Annotated in this window: 22 protein-coding genes; 10 read left to right on the forward strand and 12 right to left on the reverse strand. The window is 69.6% G+C overall.

From position 1 onward, the window contains the following. The first annotated feature begins 88 nt into the window (after positions 1–88). The gene (locus FQ142_RS02035; RefSeq protein ID WP_149422015.1) at positions 89–1,306 is read left to right on the forward strand and encodes a trans-sulfuration enzyme family protein; all 1,218 of its coding nucleotides are present in this window, start codon (positions 89–91) and stop codon (positions 1,304–1,306) included. A 6-nt stretch (positions 1,307–1,312) separates the two neighbouring features. Here FQ142_RS02035 and FQ142_RS02040 read toward each other — a convergent pair whose 3' ends face one another. Next, a complete protein-coding gene (locus FQ142_RS02040; RefSeq protein WP_082068796.1) occupies positions 1,313–1,780 on the reverse strand; it encodes an acyl-CoA thioesterase in 468 nt (155 codons plus the stop codon). A gap of 141 nt (positions 1,781–1,921) precedes the next feature. On the opposite strand from FQ142_RS02040, the gene FQ142_RS02045 reads away from it, so the two are divergent. After that, positions 1,922–2,536, forward strand: a complete 615-nt coding sequence (locus FQ142_RS02045; protein WP_149422016.1) for a ClpP family protease — start codon at positions 1,922–1,924, stop codon at positions 2,534–2,536. After that, positions 2,533–3,126, forward strand: a complete 594-nt coding sequence (locus FQ142_RS02050) for a ClpP family protease (protein ID WP_149422017.1) — start codon at positions 2,533–2,535, stop codon at positions 3,124–3,126. The genes FQ142_RS02045 and FQ142_RS02050 overlap by 4 nt, the downstream gene beginning before the upstream one ends. Before the next feature lie 209 nt (positions 3,127–3,335). Here FQ142_RS02050 and FQ142_RS02055 read toward each other — a convergent pair whose 3' ends face one another. The 4 genes from FQ142_RS02055 to FQ142_RS02070 form a co-directional block, all read right to left on the reverse strand. Further along, entirely contained in the window at positions 3,336–3,692 is a 357-nt protein-coding gene (locus tag FQ142_RS02055; protein WP_149422018.1) for a helix-turn-helix domain-containing protein, read from the reverse strand. Positions 3,693–3,756: 64 nt separating this feature from the next. After that, positions 3,757–4,644 (reverse strand): helix-turn-helix transcriptional regulator, encoded by an 888-nt coding sequence (locus FQ142_RS02060; RefSeq protein WP_149422019.1) that lies wholly within the window; start codon positions 4,642–4,644, stop codon positions 3,757–3,759. Positions 4,645–4,719: 75 nt separating this feature from the next. Then, positions 4,720–5,193 (reverse strand): MarR family winged helix-turn-helix transcriptional regulator, encoded by a 474-nt coding sequence (locus tag FQ142_RS02065; protein WP_262492026.1) that lies wholly within the window; start codon positions 5,191–5,193, stop codon positions 4,720–4,722. A 14-nt stretch (positions 5,194–5,207) separates the two neighbouring features. Next, positions 5,208–5,867: a GTP cyclohydrolase II gene (locus FQ142_RS02070; protein WP_149422021.1), complete on the reverse strand. Its 660-nt coding sequence runs from the start codon at positions 5,865–5,867 to the stop codon at positions 5,208–5,210. A 116-nt stretch (positions 5,868–5,983) separates the two neighbouring features. On the opposite strand from FQ142_RS02070, the gene FQ142_RS02075 reads away from it, so the two are divergent. Further along, positions 5,984–7,003 (forward strand): zinc-dependent alcohol dehydrogenase family protein, encoded by a 1,020-nt coding sequence (locus tag FQ142_RS02075; protein ID WP_149422022.1) that lies wholly within the window; start codon positions 5,984–5,986, stop codon positions 7,001–7,003. Here FQ142_RS02075 and FQ142_RS02080 read toward each other — a convergent pair. Further along, positions 6,993–7,901, reverse strand: a complete 909-nt coding sequence (locus FQ142_RS02080; RefSeq protein WP_262492027.1) for a DMT family transporter — start codon at positions 7,899–7,901, stop codon at positions 6,993–6,995. The two genes, FQ142_RS02075 and FQ142_RS02080, sit on opposite strands and share 11 nt — an antisense overlap. Positions 7,902–7,984: 83 nt before the next feature. Here FQ142_RS02080 and FQ142_RS02085 point away from each other — a divergent pair, with 83 nt between their 5' ends. After that, entirely contained in the window at positions 7,985–8,821 is an 837-nt protein-coding gene (locus FQ142_RS02085) for a sulfurtransferase (RefSeq protein WP_149422023.1), read from the forward strand. Between the two features lie 63 nt (positions 8,822–8,884). On the opposite strand, the gene FQ142_RS02090 is transcribed toward FQ142_RS02085, so the two are convergent. Next, positions 8,885–9,793: a hypothetical protein gene (locus tag FQ142_RS02090; RefSeq protein WP_149422024.1), complete on the reverse strand. Its 909-nt coding sequence runs from the start codon at positions 9,791–9,793 to the stop codon at positions 8,885–8,887. 308 nt (positions 9,794–10,101) lie between these two features. Between FQ142_RS02090 and FQ142_RS02095 the strand changes: the two genes are divergently transcribed. The 3 genes from FQ142_RS02095 to FQ142_RS02105 all read left to right on the forward strand — a co-directional run bounded on the left by FQ142_RS02095 (position 10,102) and on the right by FQ142_RS02105 (position 12,755). Next, positions 10,102–10,752 (forward strand): acyl-CoA synthetase, encoded by a 651-nt coding sequence (locus FQ142_RS02095; protein ID WP_149422025.1) that lies wholly within the window; start codon positions 10,102–10,104, stop codon positions 10,750–10,752. Beyond that, positions 10,749–11,102 carry a hypothetical protein gene (locus FQ142_RS02100; RefSeq protein WP_056414691.1) on the forward strand — a complete coding sequence of 118 codons (354 nt, stop codon included), beginning with the start codon at positions 10,749–10,751 and terminating at the stop codon, positions 11,100–11,102. Before FQ142_RS02095 ends, FQ142_RS02100 begins: the two co-directional genes overlap by 4 nt. Before the next feature lie 204 nt (positions 11,103–11,306). Next, entirely contained in the window at positions 11,307–12,755 is a 1,449-nt protein-coding gene (locus tag FQ142_RS02105; RefSeq protein ID WP_188042271.1) for an MFS transporter, read from the forward strand. A 526-nt stretch (positions 12,756–13,281) separates the two neighbouring features. Here FQ142_RS02105 and purB read toward each other — a convergent pair. Continuing rightward, positions 13,282–14,664: an adenylosuccinate lyase gene (gene purB, locus FQ142_RS02110; protein WP_149422026.1), complete on the reverse strand. Its 1,383-nt coding sequence runs from the start codon at positions 14,662–14,664 to the stop codon at positions 13,282–13,284. Beyond that, positions 14,661–15,200, reverse strand: a complete 540-nt coding sequence (locus FQ142_RS02115; protein WP_262492028.1) for a low molecular weight protein-tyrosine-phosphatase — start codon at positions 15,198–15,200, stop codon at positions 14,661–14,663. The genes purB and FQ142_RS02115 overlap by 4 nt, the downstream gene beginning before the upstream one ends. Before the next feature lie 166 nt (positions 15,201–15,366). On the opposite strand from FQ142_RS02115, the gene FQ142_RS02120 reads away from it, so the two are divergent. Together FQ142_RS02120 and FQ142_RS02125 are read left to right on the forward strand one after the other, a co-directional pair. Further along, positions 15,367–15,633, forward strand: coding sequence for a hypothetical protein (locus FQ142_RS02120; protein ID WP_149422027.1), 267 nt, complete (start codon positions 15,367–15,369; stop codon positions 15,631–15,633). Beyond that, a complete protein-coding gene (locus tag FQ142_RS02125) occupies positions 15,630–16,907 on the forward strand; it encodes a hypothetical protein (protein WP_149422028.1) in 1,278 nt (425 codons plus the stop codon). Before FQ142_RS02120 ends, FQ142_RS02125 begins: the two co-directional genes overlap by 4 nt. A gap of 39 nt (positions 16,908–16,946) precedes the next feature. On the opposite strand, the gene FQ142_RS02130 is transcribed toward FQ142_RS02125, so the two are convergent. From FQ142_RS02130 to FQ142_RS02140, 3 genes are read right to left on the reverse strand one after another with little or no spacing between them, the layout of a single operon-like run. Next, entirely contained in the window at positions 16,947–17,351 is a 405-nt protein-coding gene (locus tag FQ142_RS02130) for a phage holin family protein (protein WP_045252860.1), read from the reverse strand. Between the two features lie 34 nt (positions 17,352–17,385). After that, on the reverse strand, positions 17,386–17,748 hold the full coding sequence (locus FQ142_RS02135; RefSeq protein ID WP_149422029.1) for a type II toxin-antitoxin system death-on-curing family toxin: 363 nt from the start codon (positions 17,746–17,748) through the stop codon (positions 17,386–17,388). Continuing rightward, entirely contained in the window at positions 17,745–17,951 is a 207-nt protein-coding gene (locus tag FQ142_RS02140; protein ID WP_056414710.1) for a ribbon-helix-helix protein, CopG family, read from the reverse strand. Before FQ142_RS02140 ends, FQ142_RS02135 begins: the two co-directional genes overlap by 4 nt. Positions 17,952–17,957 lie beyond the last annotated feature (6 nt).

Here is a 17,957-nt window from a genome sequence, read left to right on the forward strand (position 1 = left end):
TTCCGCTCAGAATAGCGAGATCGCCGCCTGGAGCGAGTGATTCTGTCGAACGACGGCGGCAAAAGCGCATTTCCGGCAACGTGGAAGCATGACTGCACCGTTGCATCCAGACACCCTCGCCGTGCACAGCGGGCGCGCCGACCTCGACGGACTCGGCGTGCACGCCCTGCCGATCGACCTCTCGACGACCAATCCGCTTCCCGACATCGAGCGGGGCGGCGATTCGTACGAGGCGATGGCGACGGGGGGCCGTCCACCGGCCGACGGCAGCCTCGTCTATGCGCGTCTCTGGAACCCGACCGTCGCACGGTTCGAAGACGCGCTCGCCGAGCTGGAGCACGCCGAGGCGTCGGTCGCGTTCGCGTCGGGGATGGCGGCGATGACCGCGGTGATCCTCGCCCACGGTCCGGCGGCGGGTAAGCACCACGTGGTGGCGGTGCGTCCGCTCTACGGGGGCACCGATCACCTGCTCGGGTCGGGGCTCCTCGGCGTCGAGACGACCTACTGCGAGGCGGCCGACGTGGCCGCGGCCATCCGTCAGGACACGGGTCTGGTCGTGCTCGAGACTCCGGCGAACCCGACCCTCGATCTCACCGACATCGCTGCCGTCGTGGCTCGCGCGGGAGACGTGCCGGTCGTCGTCGACAACACCTTCGCGACGCCGGTGCTGCAGAACCCGATCGATCACGGCGCGGCCATGTCGCTGCACAGCGCGACCAAGTATCTGGGCGGCCACGGCGACGTGATCGCCGGCGTCGTGGCCTGCAGCGAGACGACGGCCGAGGCCTTGCGCCGGGTGCGGGCGGTGACGGGCGGCCTGCTGCATCCGCTGGGCGCCTACCTGCTGCACCGCGGACTCACCACTCTGCCGGTGCGGATGCGCGCGCAGCAGGAGAACGCGCGACGCATCGTGCAGTGGTTGGGGGATCGGCCCGAGGTCGCCGAGGTCTTCTACCCGGGGCTCGACGGCGACCCCGCCGGCATCCTCGAGAGACAGATGCGGGGCACCGGGGCGATGATCGCGATGCGGATGCGGGGTGGCTTCGCCGCGGCATCCGCAGTGACCTCGTCGACCACCCTGTTCACGCACGCCGTGTCGCTGGGCGGCGTCGACTCTCTGATCCAGCATCCCGCCGCCCTCACGCACCGACCGGTCCCGGAGGAGGCGCGACCCGACGCCGACGTCCTGCGACTGTCGATCGGTCTGGAGAACGTCGACGATCTGATCGCCGACCTCGCGCAGGCGTTCGCGGAACTGCCCGCCGCGCGCACACTCGTCGGCGCCGGCGTCGGCGTCGGCGTCTGAGTCGGCCTACGGCAGGCGGATCGTCCCCGTGGCCAGGCGCTCCGTCGGCATCCGGTCGCGGTTGTACGTGATCTCGCTGTAGCCGTGCGGGGTGGGCAGGCCGTCGTCATCCAGGCTCACGAACACGATCTTCTCGATCGTGAGGATGCGCTTGCGGGTGATCATGTTGCGGGCGACGGCCCGCATGGTCAGCGACGTGGTGCCGAAGTGCGTCGCCTGCAGGCCGATCTCGATCAGATCGCCCTGCACCGCCGACGCCTCGAAGTTGATCTCCGAGATGTGCTTGGTCACCGCCCGGTAGTTGCCGAGCTGCACGATCGCGTAGATCGCCGCCTCCTCGTCGATCCACTTCAGCAGGCTCCCCCCGAACAGCGAGCCGTTCGCGTTCAGGTCCTCCGGCTTGACCCATTTGCGGGTGCGGAAGTTGATGCCGTCTTCAGACCACTGCCACTCGGGAGTCTTGTTCGTCGCCATGCTCCGAGGGTAGGAGCCTCATGAGTCGGGGGTGTTACGCGAGCGCGCCGACCCGATCCGCGCCGACCCGATCCGCTCCGGGCGGATCCGCTCGGGGCGGATACCCGCCCACGGCGGAGCGAGGCGACGGATGCTGGGGTCATGAGCGAAGAAAACCCCCTCCCGCAGTTCGGGCCCGAGGCTCGCCGAGCACTGTTCCACGAACGCGTCCTGGTGCTCGACGGAGCCCTCGACGACGACAACGGCACGCTGCTGATGACGCAGCTGCTGACCCTCTCGGCCGAAGATCCGACCACCGACATCGCGCTCTGGATACACTCGCCGGGCGGTTCGGTTCCGTCGATGCTCGCGATCCGCGACCTGATGACGATGGTGCCGAACGACGTGTCGACCCTCGCCCTCGGGCTCGCCTGCAGCGCCGGACAGTTCCTGCTGTCGGCCGGCGCGAGGGGCAAGCGCCGCGCGCTGCCGCACGCCCGCATCCTCATGCATCAGGGGTCGGCGGGCATCGGCGGCTCGGCGGGCGAGATCGAGACGCAGGCCGACGACCTGCGGCACATGCGCGACACGGTGCTCGGGCTGATCGCCGACGACACGGGGCAGACCCGAGAGCGGATCTTCGAGGACTCGCTGCACGACCGCTGGTACACGGCGGCCCAGGCGAAGGACTACGGCTTCATCGACGAGATCGCCGCGTCCCTCGGGGATCTCATGCCGCGTCGCCGTGCCAGGGTCGGACTGGGGGCGAGCGCATGAGCGGCTACGCGATCCCGAACGTCATCGCGCAGCATCCGCGGGGCGATCGAGTCATGGACGTCTACTCGCACCTGCTCGCGGAGCGGGTCATCTATCTCGGCACCGGAATCGATGCGGGCGTGGCGAATGCTCTCATCGCGCAGCTGCTGCATCTGGATGCCGACAGTCAGGATTCCGGCATCCAGTTCTACATCAACAGCGAAGGCGGCGACCCGGGGGCGGCGCTCGCGATCTACGACACGATGCAGCACATCCGCCCCGCCGTCGCGACGACCTGCGTCGGGCAGGCGATCGGACCCGCCGCGCTGCTCGTCGCCGCCGGAGCACCGGGGCAGCGCGCCGCACTCGCCCATGCCCGGATCGTGCTGCATCAGCCGGCCGGACAGTCGCGCGGGGCGATCCCCGACCTGATCCTCGCGGCCGACGAGGTCGTGCGGGTGCGCTCGGACATGGAGGCGGTCCTCGCCAGGCACAGCGGACGGTCGCTGAACGAGCTGCGCGCCGACACCGACCGGGACCGCGTCTTCACGGCATCCGCCGCCCTGGACTACGGGCTGATCGACACCGTGCTGGGGGAGCGGGCCGTCTGACGGGCGGTGCGGGGTCGATAGCGCATCCCGCCCGCGGTGCGGGGTCGCCCGCGGTGCGGGGTCGATAACGCATCCCGCCCGCGGTGCGGGGTCGATAACGCATCCCATACGGCCAGATCCGGTGCACGATCGACCCCGCACCATCGACCCCGCACCATTGACCCCGCACCGCGAGGCACCGGGTGAGGGCGCTGAGGGCGCGTAACGGGTCAGGCGGCGAGGGCGAGAGCCCCGCGAGAGGCCGAGACCGCGGCGGATGCCGGAGTCGCCGCCGCCTGGCGCAGCTCGTCGGCGACGGCGCTCGTCAGCTCGATCAGTGACGTGTCGAGCGCACCCGCGATCGCGGCGATCATCTCGCTCGAGGGCTCCTTGAGTCCTCTTTCGACCTCCGAGAGGTACTGGGGCGAGACCCCGGCGTTCTCGGCCGTCTCGATCAGGGTCTCGTCTCGGTCATGTCGTCGCCGCCGCAGCTGGTCGCCGACCATCCGGCGCCACAGGGGTTCGGGCTCGCCGGGGCGAGGGCGGGCAGGACGAGGTGCGCGGGAGAACGGGACGAGGTCGGCCATGCCTCACGATAAACCGCCGTCAGCGGGTGATTCGAGCCGTTCTGCTCAGAGCAGAAAGCTCCGCTCACGCGTCGGCGCGCTCCGCCGACGCGGTCGCAGAAGATGCCGCGGCATCCGTCGCCGCCCAGCTGGCGAGCATCCGCAGCTTCTCCTCGGATGCTGAGCCCGGCTCCGCCGTGTAGGTCGACATCTGCAGACCGGGATCGGCCGGCAGCTCGAAGGCCTCGTAGGTGAGTTCCATCTCGCCGACGACGGGGTGGTTGATCCTCTTGACGCCGCTGCGGTGGAAGCGCACGTTGTGCGCGGCCCACAGCGTGCGGAACCGCTCGCTGCGCGTCGACAGCTCGCCCACGAGATCGGTGAGCGTGCGGTCGAACGGGTTGCGTCCGGCTTCGCCGCGCATCGCGGCCACGAGCTCCTGGGTGTTGCGCTCCCACTCGGGGTAGAACTCCTGCGCCGCCGGATCGAGGAACGCGAAGCGGGCGCTGTTGGGCACCGGGGTCGTGAACAGTGGGGCATAGAGGGCGCGGCCCAGCGCGTTCGCCGCGAGGTAGTCGAAGTAGTTGTTGCGCACGATCGCGGGCGCCTCTGTCATCGCGTCGAGCAGGCGCAGGATGCTGGGCCGCAGCGTCGCGGTCTTCTTGCGCGGCGTGCGGGCGACCGGTGAGACGTTGGCCGTGCGGGCGAGGTCGAACAGGTGCGCCGTCTCGGCCTCGTCGAGCCGCAGGGCGCGGGCGAGCGCGTCGAGCACCGTGTCGGAGACACCGGAGAGATCGCCGCGCTCGAGGCGGGTGTAGTAGTCGACGCTGACGCCGGCGAGCATCGCCACCTCTTCGCGGCGGAGCCCCGGTACGCGACGGTTGCCGCCGTATGCGGGCAGGCCCGCCTGATCGGGGGTGATGCGGTCGCGCCTCGACGAGAGGAATTCGCGGACCTCGGTGCGGGTGTCCATGTGATCGACGGTACGCCCCCTCGCGGGATGAAGGGAGGTAGTGCCAGGCACTCCCTCACCTCCCCGAGGCCTGACTCAGAACGCCGCAGTCACACCCGGGAGCAGCTTGGTGAGGATGGCGCCGAGCTGCTCCCGCTCTGCGTCCGTGAGCGGGTCGAAGATCAGCTCACGGATCTGCGCCACGTGCACGGGGGCTGCTCCCCGGAGCAGTTCGCGACCGGCATCCGTCAGAGCGGCGGTCAGCGTGCGCTTGTCCGTGCTGCACGAGGTGCGCGTCACCCAGCCGAGCTCTTCGAGCGAGTCGATGGCATGGCTGAGCCGCGAGCGGCTGAGTCCGGCGATCTGCGCGAGCTCGGTCATCGGGATCGCGCGGTCGTCCTGGCCCGCCAGCGTCACGAGGATCGCGTAGTGGGCGTGCTTGAGTCCGGTCTCCGCCTTCAGCGCGCGATCGAGCACCTGCGGCAGCAACTGGACGAACCGGATGGTCGGCAGCCAGGTCTGCATCTCGGTGTCGTCGAGCCGTCGGTCGCTCGCAGGGCGCTCGCTCACGACGCTGTCGACCATCACGCGGCGGAGAGATCGAGCGTGTGCGCGGTGTGGTCGCGCTTGGCCTCGAGGTAGCGGTGGTTCGCGTCCGACAGGTGCACACCGGTGCGCACGTGCTCGGTCACACGGATGCCGAGGGATTCCAGCTGCGCCGCCTTGTCGGGGTTGTTGCTCAGCAGGCGGATGCGGTCGGCGCCCACCGCGTGCAGCATCTGCGCCGCGACCGTGTAGTCGCGCTCGTCCTCACCGCGGCCGAGGGCCACGTTCGCCTCGTAGGTGTCGAGCCCTGCGTCCTGCAGCGCGTAGGCGTCGAGCTTGGCGTACAGGCCGATGCCTCGGCCCTCCTGGCGCAGGTAGAGCAGGAATCCGCCCTCCTCGGCGATGCGCTCGACGGCCTCTCGCAGCTGCGGACCGCAGTCGCAGCGCTCGGATCCGAAGACATCGCCGGTCAGGCATTCGCTGTGCGGGCGCACGAGCGGTGCATCTGCGCCGTCCGCCGCGCGATCGAGCGCGCCCTTCCAGTCGCCGAGGCCCAGGAGCAGGTGCTCGCGGCCGTCGACCAGCCCGTCGAACGTCACGACGTCTGCGGCGGTGGAGAACCCGTCGGCGAAGCGCATCGGCACGCGCACCCGCGTGCGCTCCGTGGCGACCGGAACGACGGTTGAAGTTTCAATCATGTGGGATGAAACGCGATGTGCGCGCGTCTATTCCCGCGAAGGGTGTCTTGTCAGAGCCTCCCGCGGACGCGACGGAAGGAGTTGACTGGACGCACAACACCGAAGGAGCACCACTCATGCGTGGAGTAGTCATGTACGCACCCGGCGACGTTCGCGTCGAGGACCGCGAGAAGCCGACGATCACCCGTCCGACCGATGCCGTGATCCGGATCGCCGCGACCTGCATCTGCGGATCCGACCTGTGGCCCTATCGGGGCGCCAACGAAGTCGATCACGACCCGATGGGCCACGAGTACGTCGGCGTCGTCGAAGAGGTCGGCGCCGATGTGAAGACCGTGAAGATCGGCGACTTCGTCGTCGGGTCGTTCATGGCCTCGGACAACACCTGCGAGATCTGCCGGGCCGGATACCAGTCCCGCTGCGTGCATGTCGTGCCGATGGGCCGGTTCGGCACCCAGGCCGAGTACTCGCTGATCCCGCACGCCGACGGCACGCTCGTCGCGACGCCGGGGCAGCCCGACGCCGATCTGATCCCGTCGCTGCTCGCGGCATCCGACGCGCTGGGCACCGGCTGGTTCGCGGCCGTCGCCGCCGAGGTCGGGCCCGGCAAGACCGTCGCCGTCGTCGGCGACGGGGCGGTGGGGCTGCTCGGCATCCTCGCCGCGCGTGAGCTCGGCGCCGAGCGGATCATCGCGATGAGCCGTCATGCCGAGCGCCAGGTGCTGGCGCGCGAGTTCGGTGCGACCGACATCGTGGAGGAGCGCGGAGACGAGGGCGTGGCCCGCATCAAGGAGCTCACGAACGGGCTCGGCGCGCACTCGGTGATCGAGGCGGTCGGCACGCAGGAGTCGATGATGCAGGCGATCCGCGCGACCCGCCCCGGCGGTCATGTCGGGTACGTCGGCGTCTCGCACGACGTCGCGCTGCCCGGCGAGGAGCTCTTCTTCTCGGGCGTGCACCTGCACGGCGGCCCGGCTCCGGTCCGTCGCTTCCTCCCCGAGCTGATCCAGTTCATCTGGGATCGCAGGATCGACCCCGGCAGGGTGTTCGACCTCACGCTGCCGCTCGAGGACGCCGCCGAGGGCTATCGCGCCATGGACGAGCGCCGCGCCACCAAGGTGCTGCTCACGGTCTGAGCCGACCCTCGACGGCCCGATCACGGCGGCGCACGAGTCGGAGCTCGCTGGCCAGGATGCCGAGCACGACGAGTGCGCCGCCGATCAGCGCCGTAGCGGGCAGGCGCTCGCCGGCGATACGCCCGATCGCGGCCGCCCACACCGGCTCGCCCGCGTAGATGATCGTCGCGCGGGTCGGCGAGACCGACTTCTGCGCCCAGTTCATCGTGAGCTGGATGATGCAGCTCGCCGCCCCGAGCCCGACCGCGCATCCGACCCAGATCCAGGAGAACTCGGGGAGCCCTTCACCGACGACCGGCATGGTCAGGATGCCGAGCGCACCGGCGGTGAGGAGCTGGATGATCGTGATCCGGCCGAGGTCGATCCTGCCGGCGAACACGCTGATCAGGATGATCTCGGCCGCGATCGGCAGAGTGCTGATCATCGTGAGGATCTCGCCCGATCCCAGCGTCAGCGCGAACGCGTCGGGGCCGGCGATGAGCAGCAGGCCGAGGAACGCGAGTCCCGCGCCCACGAACGCCATGGCCGGCGGGCGCTTGCGGAACACCGCCCACTGCGCGAGCGGCACGAGCGGGATGTACATCGCGGTGATGAAGGCCGACGTGCTCGAGTCGATGGTCTGCAGCCCTACGGTCTGCAGTCCGTAGCCCAGGTAGATCATCACGCCGATCGCGACTCCCGCCCCGATGTCGCGCCAGCGGATGCCGCGGAGAGCGCTCCGGAAGATGACGATGCTGATCACCCCGGCGACGAGGAACCGGAGGCCGACGAAGAACCAGGGCCCTGAGTGCTGCATCGCCCAGTGCACGAGCAGGAAGGTGCCGCCCCAGACCGCCGTCACGGCGATGAGCGCGACCTCCTGTCGACGCAGCTCCATCCAGCGGAATCGAGTGGACATGCGGGTCCTTTCTCGACGCGGCCGGATCGAGCCTAGTGCCCGGCGGATGCGGCATCCGGCACCGCTCTCGGTACCCTCGCAGCATGAGCAACTTCGTGAGCGCCGAGCAGCTGAGCGCACTGCAGTCCTCGGGGGCACCCGTCAGGGTGATCGACGTGCGCTGGCGCCTCGACCGACCGGACGGTCACGCGGAGTACCTCGACGGACACATCCCCGGGGCGGTCTACGTGCCGCTCGCCACCGAGCTCGCCACGCACGGGGAGGCGTCGGAGGGACGGCATCCGCTCCCCTCCACGCGGATCCTGCAGGATGCCGCGCGCCGCTGGGGCGTGCGCCGGGGCGATCTCGTGATCGCATACGACGACGCGAAGGGCCTGAGCGCTTCCCGCGCCTGGTGGCTGCTGCGTCAGGCGGGTGTCGAGGTCCGAGTGCTCGACGGCGGCCTCCGTGCGTGGATCGCGGCCGGCCTTCCCCTCGCGACGGACGACGTACGGGTCGACGCCGGAGACGTGGTGCTGGCCGAGATCGGGGGCGATGCGATCTCGATCGACGAGGCCGCGGCCTTTCCCGAGAACGGAATCCTGCTCGATGTGCGCGCTCCCGAGCGGTACCGCGGGGAGCACGAGCCGCTCGACCCGGTCGCCGGTCACATCCCGGGTGCGGTGAACCTGCCGATGGCGGCGCACCTGGATCCCGAGGGACGGATCCTCGACCTGCACACCCTGCAGGCCACCTTCGCGAAGGTCGGGGTGACCGAGGGCACGCCGGTGGCGGCGTACTGCGGATCGGGGATCACCGCCGCGCACACCGCGCTGGTGCTCGACGAGGTCGGCATCGCGGCGAAGGTGTTCCCCGGTTCCTGGAGCCAGTGGTCGAACACGCCGGGCCGCCCGGTCGCGACCGGCGACCGACCCGCCTGAGGCGGCGGCATCCCGCCGGCAGTCGCGTAGCCGGGGCGACGGCCGTGCTCGGCGCGATGGCCGTCAGCGACCGTCGGCGTAGCTCCAGCTGACGCCGAGCGCCCCCGGACCGAACGCGCGGCGCACCTGGTGCACAGACCCGCGACCTTCGAGCGACAGCTCGGTCGTCGTCACCCCGGCGGGAGTCTCGACGCGCTCTTCGATGCGGTCGGGCAGGGCGTCGGGGTGGAATCGCGTCCAGACGAGCAGTTCCCGGCACTGTCGCGCCATGGCATGCCCCGTCTCGCGCTGCGGCGGATAACCCGCGGGGTACTCGACCGACCATTCGACCATCGCGGTCGCCGGCGCGGTCAGCGGCGCATCGAACTCGAACAGCACGCCGTGCACCTCGCCGTTCGGGTGGGAGTAGTGCGCCGAGATGCGTCCGCCCGACACCGCTCTGATGATCGGGGCAGGCGTGCTGATGCCGGGAGTGATCTCGAGGAACGGCGTGGACGTGGCGGTGCCGACCGTCGCCTGCAGGATGCTGCGGGTGATCGAGTACGCGACGTTGCCCGCCGCGTCGACGTCCGTCACGGAATGCGTGGTGAGCTCGCGGGTCGTGTCGGGGTATTCCGCGCCGAGGGCGGCGTACGCGTCCTTCACGGCCTGTTCGAGTTCTTCCTCGTCGAGGGGGAACTGACTGGGTCCGAGCGGGCCGGTGCGGTTGGTCGAGCCCAGCAGGCCGGTGAGCGATCCCGGGGCGAGATGCAGGAGCTGCTCGATGTCGCCCAGTGCCGCCATCGACTGCGCGCCCTCGGGGCGACGCGCCCCCGACCGCCAGTAGCTGAGCGTCGCCATCGACACACTGTTGCCCCGGGCGCGCAGCAGTTCGTGCAGCTTCGCCAGAGTCAATCCACGCGCATTGATCGCATCACGGAGCGAGCCTGCGAAGGCGTCGGCATACCGGCGGATCCCCGTTTCCAAACCCATCACAGCACCCCCTCCGGTATGTGAAGAATCGAGTTCTACAGTGAGCTTACGACCACACCAGCATCGCGTAGGGGTACGAGGTGCTATTTCTGGGGTCTTTGGCGCGGACAGTCGTGGGCAGGGTGCCCGAACTCACGACGAATCCGAGCCTCGACGCAGTGTCGCCCCCGTCGCTGCGTTCTGTCGCGGGGCCTGATGATCGATCTGGGGAGATCCATCGGGCCCCGCGAACACCTCTCTTCCGGGTCTGACCCACTCCGCACCCCCGCGTAGACTGGGGGGAACACCTCGGAGGACCCTGCATCGTCATGTCTGCCCCTGCCCGCACGTTCACCGTGCGTCACGTCCAGTTGCTGCGCGCGCTCTTCGCCGCGGCCGCCGCGGTGATGATCACGTTCTCTCCTGACCACTCCGCGGCCGTCGGGCTCTCGGTGTTCAGCGGGTTCGTGCTGACGACCGGTCTCGTGATGCTGCTCGCCGCATGGCTCGTGTACCCGGCAGGGCAGCGCTGGCCCGCCATCGTCTGGGCGCTGCTCGGCTTCGTCGCCGGAATGACGGCGGGGGTGCCGGCCTGGCGCACCGAAGACGTCTTCTTCGTCGTCATGATCGCCTGGGCCGCTGCCACCGGCATCCTCGAGCTCGTCGTGGGCCTGCGCGGTCGACGGACGGGCGACGTCGCGGCGCGCGACTCCCTCACCCTCGGTGCGTTCGGACTCCTGCTCGCCGTGCTGCTGCTCGCGATCCCCGCGGGCTTCGTGCAGCCCTACGCGATCGAGGGGGCCGGCGAGTTCGAACTCACCGGCATCATCCTCGGCGTCGGCATGTTCGGCGGATATGCGGCGATCGTCGCGGTCTTCCTCGCCATCGCGGGGCTCAGCCCGAAGGGCGACGACGCGGTCGCCGATCCGCAGACGATCGAGAACGACCCCGCCCCCACCGGGCACGGAGGAGAGCGATGAGCGACGAGAAGCCCACGCGGCGCGACATTCTGCGCCCGCTGCACCTGCTGGGGATCGCGCTCGCCTGCGGCGTGTTCGCGGCGGTCGTGACGCTCGTGTCGACCGGCGCCTTCACGGCGCGGGTGAACAGCGCCATCGCGAACGGCACCTACGACGGCCTGACTCCGATCGCCCTGGGGCTCGTGGTCGGCGGCGGGGCGTTCATCGTGACGCTGCTGTTCCTCGCGATGCTGATCCTCGTCGTCGATCCGGCTGAGGTCACCAAGACCGTCGATCGTCCGGTGCTCTACGACGCCGAGACCCCCGACGAGCCCGACGCCGACAAGCCCGGTCGCGCCGACTCCGCCTGATCCGCTCCGTCTGATCCGCTCCGCCTGATCCGCTCCGCCCCTTTCTGACTCGTTGCGGTGCGGGGTCACTTTCGCACCTGATTCCGCAGTTTCCGATGCGTTATTGACCCCACAGGGAGCGTGCGCTGCACGATCGACCCCGCAGCCCGGGAGTCTCCGGCATTCATCCGGAATAGTCGCGGGTCCCCGCCGCTTGTGCCTGTAGTGACTGCCTCGATCGATCGCGCCTCCGTCGGACTCCGCTCGACGCGTGGTCCGGTGCTCGGTGCGCTCATGCTCGCCACCGGACTCATCGCGATCGACGCGACGATCCTCGCGACGGCGGTGCCCAGCATCGTCCGCGATCTCGGCAGCTACCAGCAGTTCCCGTGGCTCTTCTCGGTGTATCTCCTCGCGCAGGCGGTCAGCGTGCCGATCTACTCGCGCTTCGCCGACACCGTGGGTCGCAAGCCGATCATCCTGCTCGGCATCGGACTCTTCCTGCTCGGCTCGGTGCTGTCGGGGTTCGCCTGGAGCATGACCGCACTGATCGTCTTCCGGATCATCCAGGGCCTCGGTGCCGGGGCCGTCGCGCCGATGTCGATGACGATCGTCGGCGACATCTACACGGTCGCCGAGCGGGCCAAGGTGCAGGGCTATATCGCCTCGGTCTGGGCGATCTCCTCGGTGGTCGGCCCCGCGCTCGGCGGGATCTTCGCCCAGCTCGACGCGTGGCGGTGGATCTTCTGGGTCAACATCCCGCTGTGCCTGATCGCGGGGTGGATGCTGCTGCGCAGGTACCACGAAGAGAAGCAGACACAGCGGCACCGAATCGACTACGCCGGAGCCGTGCTGCTCACCATCGGACTCACCGGCCTGATCCTCGGGATGCTCGAGGGCGGCAACGCCTGGGCCTGGATCTCCGTGCCCAGCGCGATCTGCTTCGGGCTCGGAGTGCTGGCGCTGATCGTGTTCGGGGTCGTCGAACGGCGGGCCGCAGAGCCGATCGTCGACCTGCGGCTGGCCGCTCGTCCGCTCATCCTCACGACCACGATCGTGTCGCTCGGCGTCGGTGCACTCATGACGGGCGTCACGAGCTTCGCACCCGCCTATCTCGAAGGGTCGATCGGCATCGCCCCGCTGCTGTCGGGGCTCGCGGTGGCGGCGCTGACCCTCGGGTGGCCGCTGGCTGCGGCGAACTCCGGACGCCTGTATCTGCGCATCGGGTTCCGCCGCACCGCGCTCACGGGCATGTCGATCACAGCCGTCGCGGCGATCGCTCTCGCGGTGGTGTCGCCCTGGCCCAACCCGTTCTCGATCGCAGCCGTCGCGTTCGTGCTCGGGTTCGGTCTGGGGTGGACCGCGGCACCCACGCTCATCGCCGCCCAGGCCTCGGTCGGCTGGGGAGAGCGAGGAGCCGTCACCGGCATGAACGCCTTCGCCCGATCGGCGGGAAGCGCGCTCGGGGTGGCCGTGTTCGGCGCGATCTCGAACTCGGTCATCGCCCGGGGCGCCGGCCCCGAGGATCCGGCGACCATCATCTCGGCATCCGTCTGGGTGTTCATCGCCGCCGCGATCGTGGCGGTCTTGACGTTGCTCGCCGCGGCGTTCATGCCGCGCGACTCCGCCGGGGCGCGCTCCGGCGAACCGCGCTCCGGCGAGCCGCGCTCGTAACCGCGGGCGACCGTGTCCGCGGCGTCGTCGATCCGGTACGGGCTTTCCCGGTGCGGGGTCGCCTGGTGCGGCCCTGATAGGTGCGGGGTCACTTGTGCATCCGATTCGGCCTGTTGCGGTGCGTAATTGACCCCGCCTGGAGCGCGGTGCGTTATTGACCCCGCCTGGTGCGGTCGGATGCGACCCGCTCACGTCCCGTCAGGATCGGTGCGGGGTCACTTGTGCATCCGATTCGGCCTGTTGCGGTGCGTAATTGACCCCGCCTGGAGCGCGGTGCGTTATTGACCCCGCCTGGTGCGGTCGGATGCGACACGCTCACGTCCCGTCAGGATCGGTGCGGGGTCACTTGTGCATCCCTGATCGGTGCGGGGTCACTTGTGCATCCGATTCGGCTGTTTGCGATGCGTTATCGACCCCGCACAGATCGCGCGGTGCGCTATCGACCCCGCACAGAGCGCGCTACGCGATGTCGCCCGTGCGGAAGGCGCGGATGCATGCGCTGAACCACCCGCACCGAGCGCGCAGACTACGTGGCGAGCTGCTCCGCGATCCCCGTGTAGGTCGCGGGGGTGAGCGCGAGCAGACGCTGCTTCGCGGCATCCCCGATCTCGAGCTTCTCGACGAACTCCGCGAGATCCGCCGCACCGACGCGGTGGCCGCGGGTCAGCTCCTTGAGCAGGGCGTAGGGGTCGGTGATCGACGATCGACCGGCGACGACCTCGGCGCGGATGACGGTCTGGATCGCCTCGGCGAGGACCTCCCAGTTCACGTCGAGGTCGGCGAGCAGGACATCGCGCGACAGCGAGATCGCGTTCAGGCCCCGGCGCAGGTTGTCGATCGCGAGCAGCGAGTGCCCGAAGGCCACACCGATGTTGCGCTGGGTGGTCGAGTCCGTGAGGTCGCGCTGCAGGCGGCTGGTCACCAGCGTCTGCCCGAGGGACGCGAGCAGGGCGCCCGAGATCTCGAGGTTCGCCTCGGCGTTCTCGAAGCGGATCGGGTTGATCTTGTGCGGCATGGTCGACGATCCGGTCGCGCCGGCGACGGGGATCTGCTCGAAGTAGCCGAGCGAGATGTACGTCCAGATGTCGGTCGCGAGGTTGTGCAGGATGCCGCCGGCGTGACGGATCCGGTCGTACAGCTCGACCTGCCAGTCGTGGGACTCGATCTGCGTGGTGAGCAGATTGAAGCCGAGCCCGAGGCCTTCGATGTACTCGCGGGAGATCGTGGGCCAGTCGGCGTCGGGATCGGCCGCGATGTGCGCGGACCAGGTGCCTGTCGCACCCGAGAACTTGGCGAGGTAGTCGGATGCCGCGATCTGCGCGCGCACGCGCTCGAGGCGCCATGCGAAGACGGCGATCTCCTTGCCCATCGTCGACGGCGTGGCCGGCTGCCCGTGCGTGCGGGACAGCATCGGGGCGTCGGCGTGCTCGGCCGCCAGCTCGCGCAGCTTCGCGATCACGACGTCGAGGCCGGGCAGCCAGACCTCCTCGACCGCGCGCTTGACGGTCAGGGCATACGAGGCGGAGTTGATGTCCTCGCTGGTGCAGGCGAAGTGCGTGAGCTCGGCGATCCGGTCGAGTCCGAGTGCGCTCAGGCGGTCGCGCACGAGGTACTCGATGGCCTTCACATCGTGCTGCGTGACGGCCTCCTTCTCCGCGAGCCAGTCGATCTCGGCCTGGCCGAAGTCGCGGTACAGGGCGCGCAGGCGCTCCTTGTCGGCATCCGACAGCGGGCTCGTCTCGAACAGCGAGCGGTCGGTGAGAGCGATCAGCCACTCGACCTCGACCTCGACCCTGGCGCGGTTCAGGCCCGCCTCCGAGAGGAAGTCGGCGAGTCCGGTGACGGCGCCGCGATAGCGACCGTCGAGGGGGCTCAGGGGCTGGGGCGGGAGCGAAGGCTGGAAAGTCAGGGGAGTCCTCCTGATAGGGCCCCTGGCGAGGGGGGCGTGCGGGGCCGACGGATGGCCGGCTCGAGCTGGCGGAACAGGCCGCGGGTCGCCGTCTCAATCATACCGAGCACGGAATCGAACATCTCGGGGCCCGCGTAGTACGGATCGGGCACGTCATGGGTGACGGCGCCGGGGTCGAAGCCGAGCAGCAGCGTGACCTTGCCCTCTTCGTCTTCGTCCCGCGCCCATTCGCGCAGGTTCCGTTCGTGGGTGCGGTCGAGCGCGACCACCAGATCGTTGTCCGCGAACGAGGCGAAGGTGAACTGCTTCGCCCGATGCTGCGAGCCGTCGTACCCCCGTCGGGCGAGGGCGTCGAGCGTGCGGTGGTCTGCCCGCTCGCCGAGGTGCCAGTCTCCCGTCCCCGCGCTGCGCGAGATGATCCGCGAGCCGAGGCCCTGGCGTTCCGCGAGATCGCGGAAGACGACCTCGGCCATCGGAGAGCGGCAGATGTTCCCCGTGCACACGAAGATCACGCGGAAGGGATCCGGGGATGTCACCGTCCTATTCTGCCGCTCGTCGTCGATCCGCGCGACGCCCGCGTGCCACTCCGGCGGTCTCGACGCCCTCTGCACCGACCTCGTTCGCCGCCCGACTGCTCACCGCGGCCGGGAAATCGGGGATTCCGCGGCCTGCGGGCACCCCCGGATCGCGGATGCTGGCCGCATGCATTCCTCCTACGCACTCGCACCGACGAGCTCGGCAGATGCCGCATGGGCCAAGGCGCGGGCCGCCCGCGAGATCCGCGCCGCGATCGACGCGCTCGACGACGCCGCGGCGGCCCTGCGCGGTCTCGCCGTCGACACCCGATGGCACTCCGGCGGGGTGACGGCGTTGCGCGAGACGCTGGCCGACATCGCCCGGCGCGTGGGCGCAGAGGCGGCGGGCGCCCGCGATCGCGAGGCCGAGGTCGCCCGGATCGATGCGGCATGAGCGGGCTGACGATCGATCACGGCGGGGTGATCTCCATCGATCCCGAGGTGCTGCGCGAGGCCGCTGGTCGCCTCGACCGGGTCGCCTCGCGCATCGACGCCGCGCGGGTCGCGCTCGACAGTGCGCAGCGGATCATCGTCGACACACCGGGGTTCAGCGCGTACGTCGACACGATCGCGCTGTGGGGCGCCGTCCAGCACGTGTCGTCGCTGACGGAGGAATGCCGCGAAGCCGTGTCGAGCACGCTGCTCATGGCGGATGTCTACGAGTACGTCGAGCTGCGGGCCGAGGCCGAGATGCTCGCACGGACGGATCCTGCGGTGGCCGATCGGCTGAGACTCCGGGCGGAACGGCTCGGCGCGTCGGACGACCGCATCCGCGCGATGGCCGTTCAGCTCGAGGCCGACTGGCGCACGCGACGATTCGACGGGCTGGTCGGCAACCCGGTGCTGCCGGCGCTGTACGGCGACGTCTTCGGACTGGCGGCGCTGGTGGGCGTGTTCTCGGGGTTCGGCAAGGTGCTGCCGGGCGAGACGCTCTCCGGCACGGCCGATCGGGTGTCCGTCGCCCCCGTGAAGACCTCGTCGCCGTCGAGCGGCCCCACCGGTCTGGCCGCGGCCTTCCGCCGCATGCCCACCGCCGAGGGAGCGCAGGTGGCGGTGGAGAAGTACTCCTATGCCGACGGACGCACCCGCTACGTCGCCTACTTGAAGGGCACGCAGAGCGTCGGCTGGGGCGGCCGCGAGCCCTGGGACCTCAAGTCCAACGCCGAGCTGTACACGAACAAGCGCTCCGCGTCGTATCAGGCGACCGTCGACGCCCTCGCCGCCGCGGGCGCGGAGGCCGGCGACGAGGTCGACGTCGTCGCCCACTCCCAGTCCGGCATGGTCACCGGGCATCTGTCCATGGAGAGCGAGTTCGACGTGCAGGTGCAGATCACGGCGGGGAGCCCGGTCGAACCCACGCTCGACCCCGACCAGACCCTCGTGCAGCTGCGGCACACCGATGACCCGGTGTCGGCGCTGGCCGGCGGCGGTTCGCCCGAGGGCACGGGGTCACCCGACAGCGTCATCCTCTCGCGGGAGGGGGATCCGCTCGACACGATCGAGGACATCTGGGTCGACACCCATCTGCTGCACTCCTACACCGAGACCGCGGCGATGGCGGATGCCTCGGGAGACCCGAGGGTGGAGGCCCTCGACGGCTTCTGGGACGAGCTCTCCGACGCCGAGATCATCGAACGCACCGAGTACCACGCGGAGCGGGTGCAGTGACCGGCCGGTCGTGTCCGTCACTCAGTCGCTGTCCGCCGCTCAGTCGCGGCGCTGCTTCTTGCTCTGGGGGCGCAGGATGAAGCCGAACACTCCGTTGATCAGCGAGATGATCAGCGCGGCGAGCACACCCCACCAGAAGCTGCCGACCGTCAGGCCCCAGCCGAAGCCGCTCGTGATCCAGGCGGTGAGCCACAGCAGGAAGCCGTTGATGACGAAGCCGATGAGCCCCAGGGTCAGGATGTACAGCGGGAACGCGACGATCTTGACGACGGTGCCGATGATCGTGTTGACCAGCGCGAAGATGGCGGCGACCGCGAGAAGGGTCAGCACGAGCTGCAGGGTCTCGCCGGGCGCGAACGCTCGGATCTGCACCTGCAGGGCGGGGATCAGCGTGACGACCCAGAGGGCGAACGCGTTGACGACGACTCGGATGATGAAGCGCATGGTGAAGCCAGTCTTCCATGCGCGGCGCGAGAAGTCAGCGGATGTGTGCCCGAAGTGAGTCCGCGATCTCCTCGAGTGACGCGGAGCTCTGGGCAGTTCGCAGGATCAGATCGAACGCCGTCTCGAGATCCATGTCGATGATCAGCCCGTTGAGCTCCAAGAAGGTCATGGTCATGATCCAGGCGAACCGCCTGTTGCCGTCGAAGAGGGGGTGATTCTGGCTCAGCGATGAAAGCAGCGACGCCGCCTTGAGCTCGAGCCCCGCGTACGCCTCCACACCGAACATCGAGCTCCCCGGGCGGGACAGCGCCGACGACAGCAGGCCGATGTCCCGGACATGGAAGCCGAGTGCCTCGAGAATCCCGACCGCCTGCGGAAGCTCGAGGTAACGGGTCACGCGTCTTCCAGCTTCTTCATCAGCTCCGAGTACCGATCGGCGACATCACGTGCGATGGTCACGGCCTGTTCGGTGGTGACCTCCTCGCGGAGAAAACGATCTGCGGCCTCGATGAGCAGCGCGTGCTTGGACGTGTGCCGGCGCTCGGCGAGCGCGTTCAGCTGGGCATCGAGTTCCTCGGGAAGTCTCACCGTCATCGCCATACCAAA

Source organism: Microbacterium sp. ANT_H45B, assembly GCF_008369345.1.
Classification (GTDB): Bacteria; Actinomycetota; Actinomycetes; order Actinomycetales; family Microbacteriaceae; genus Microbacterium.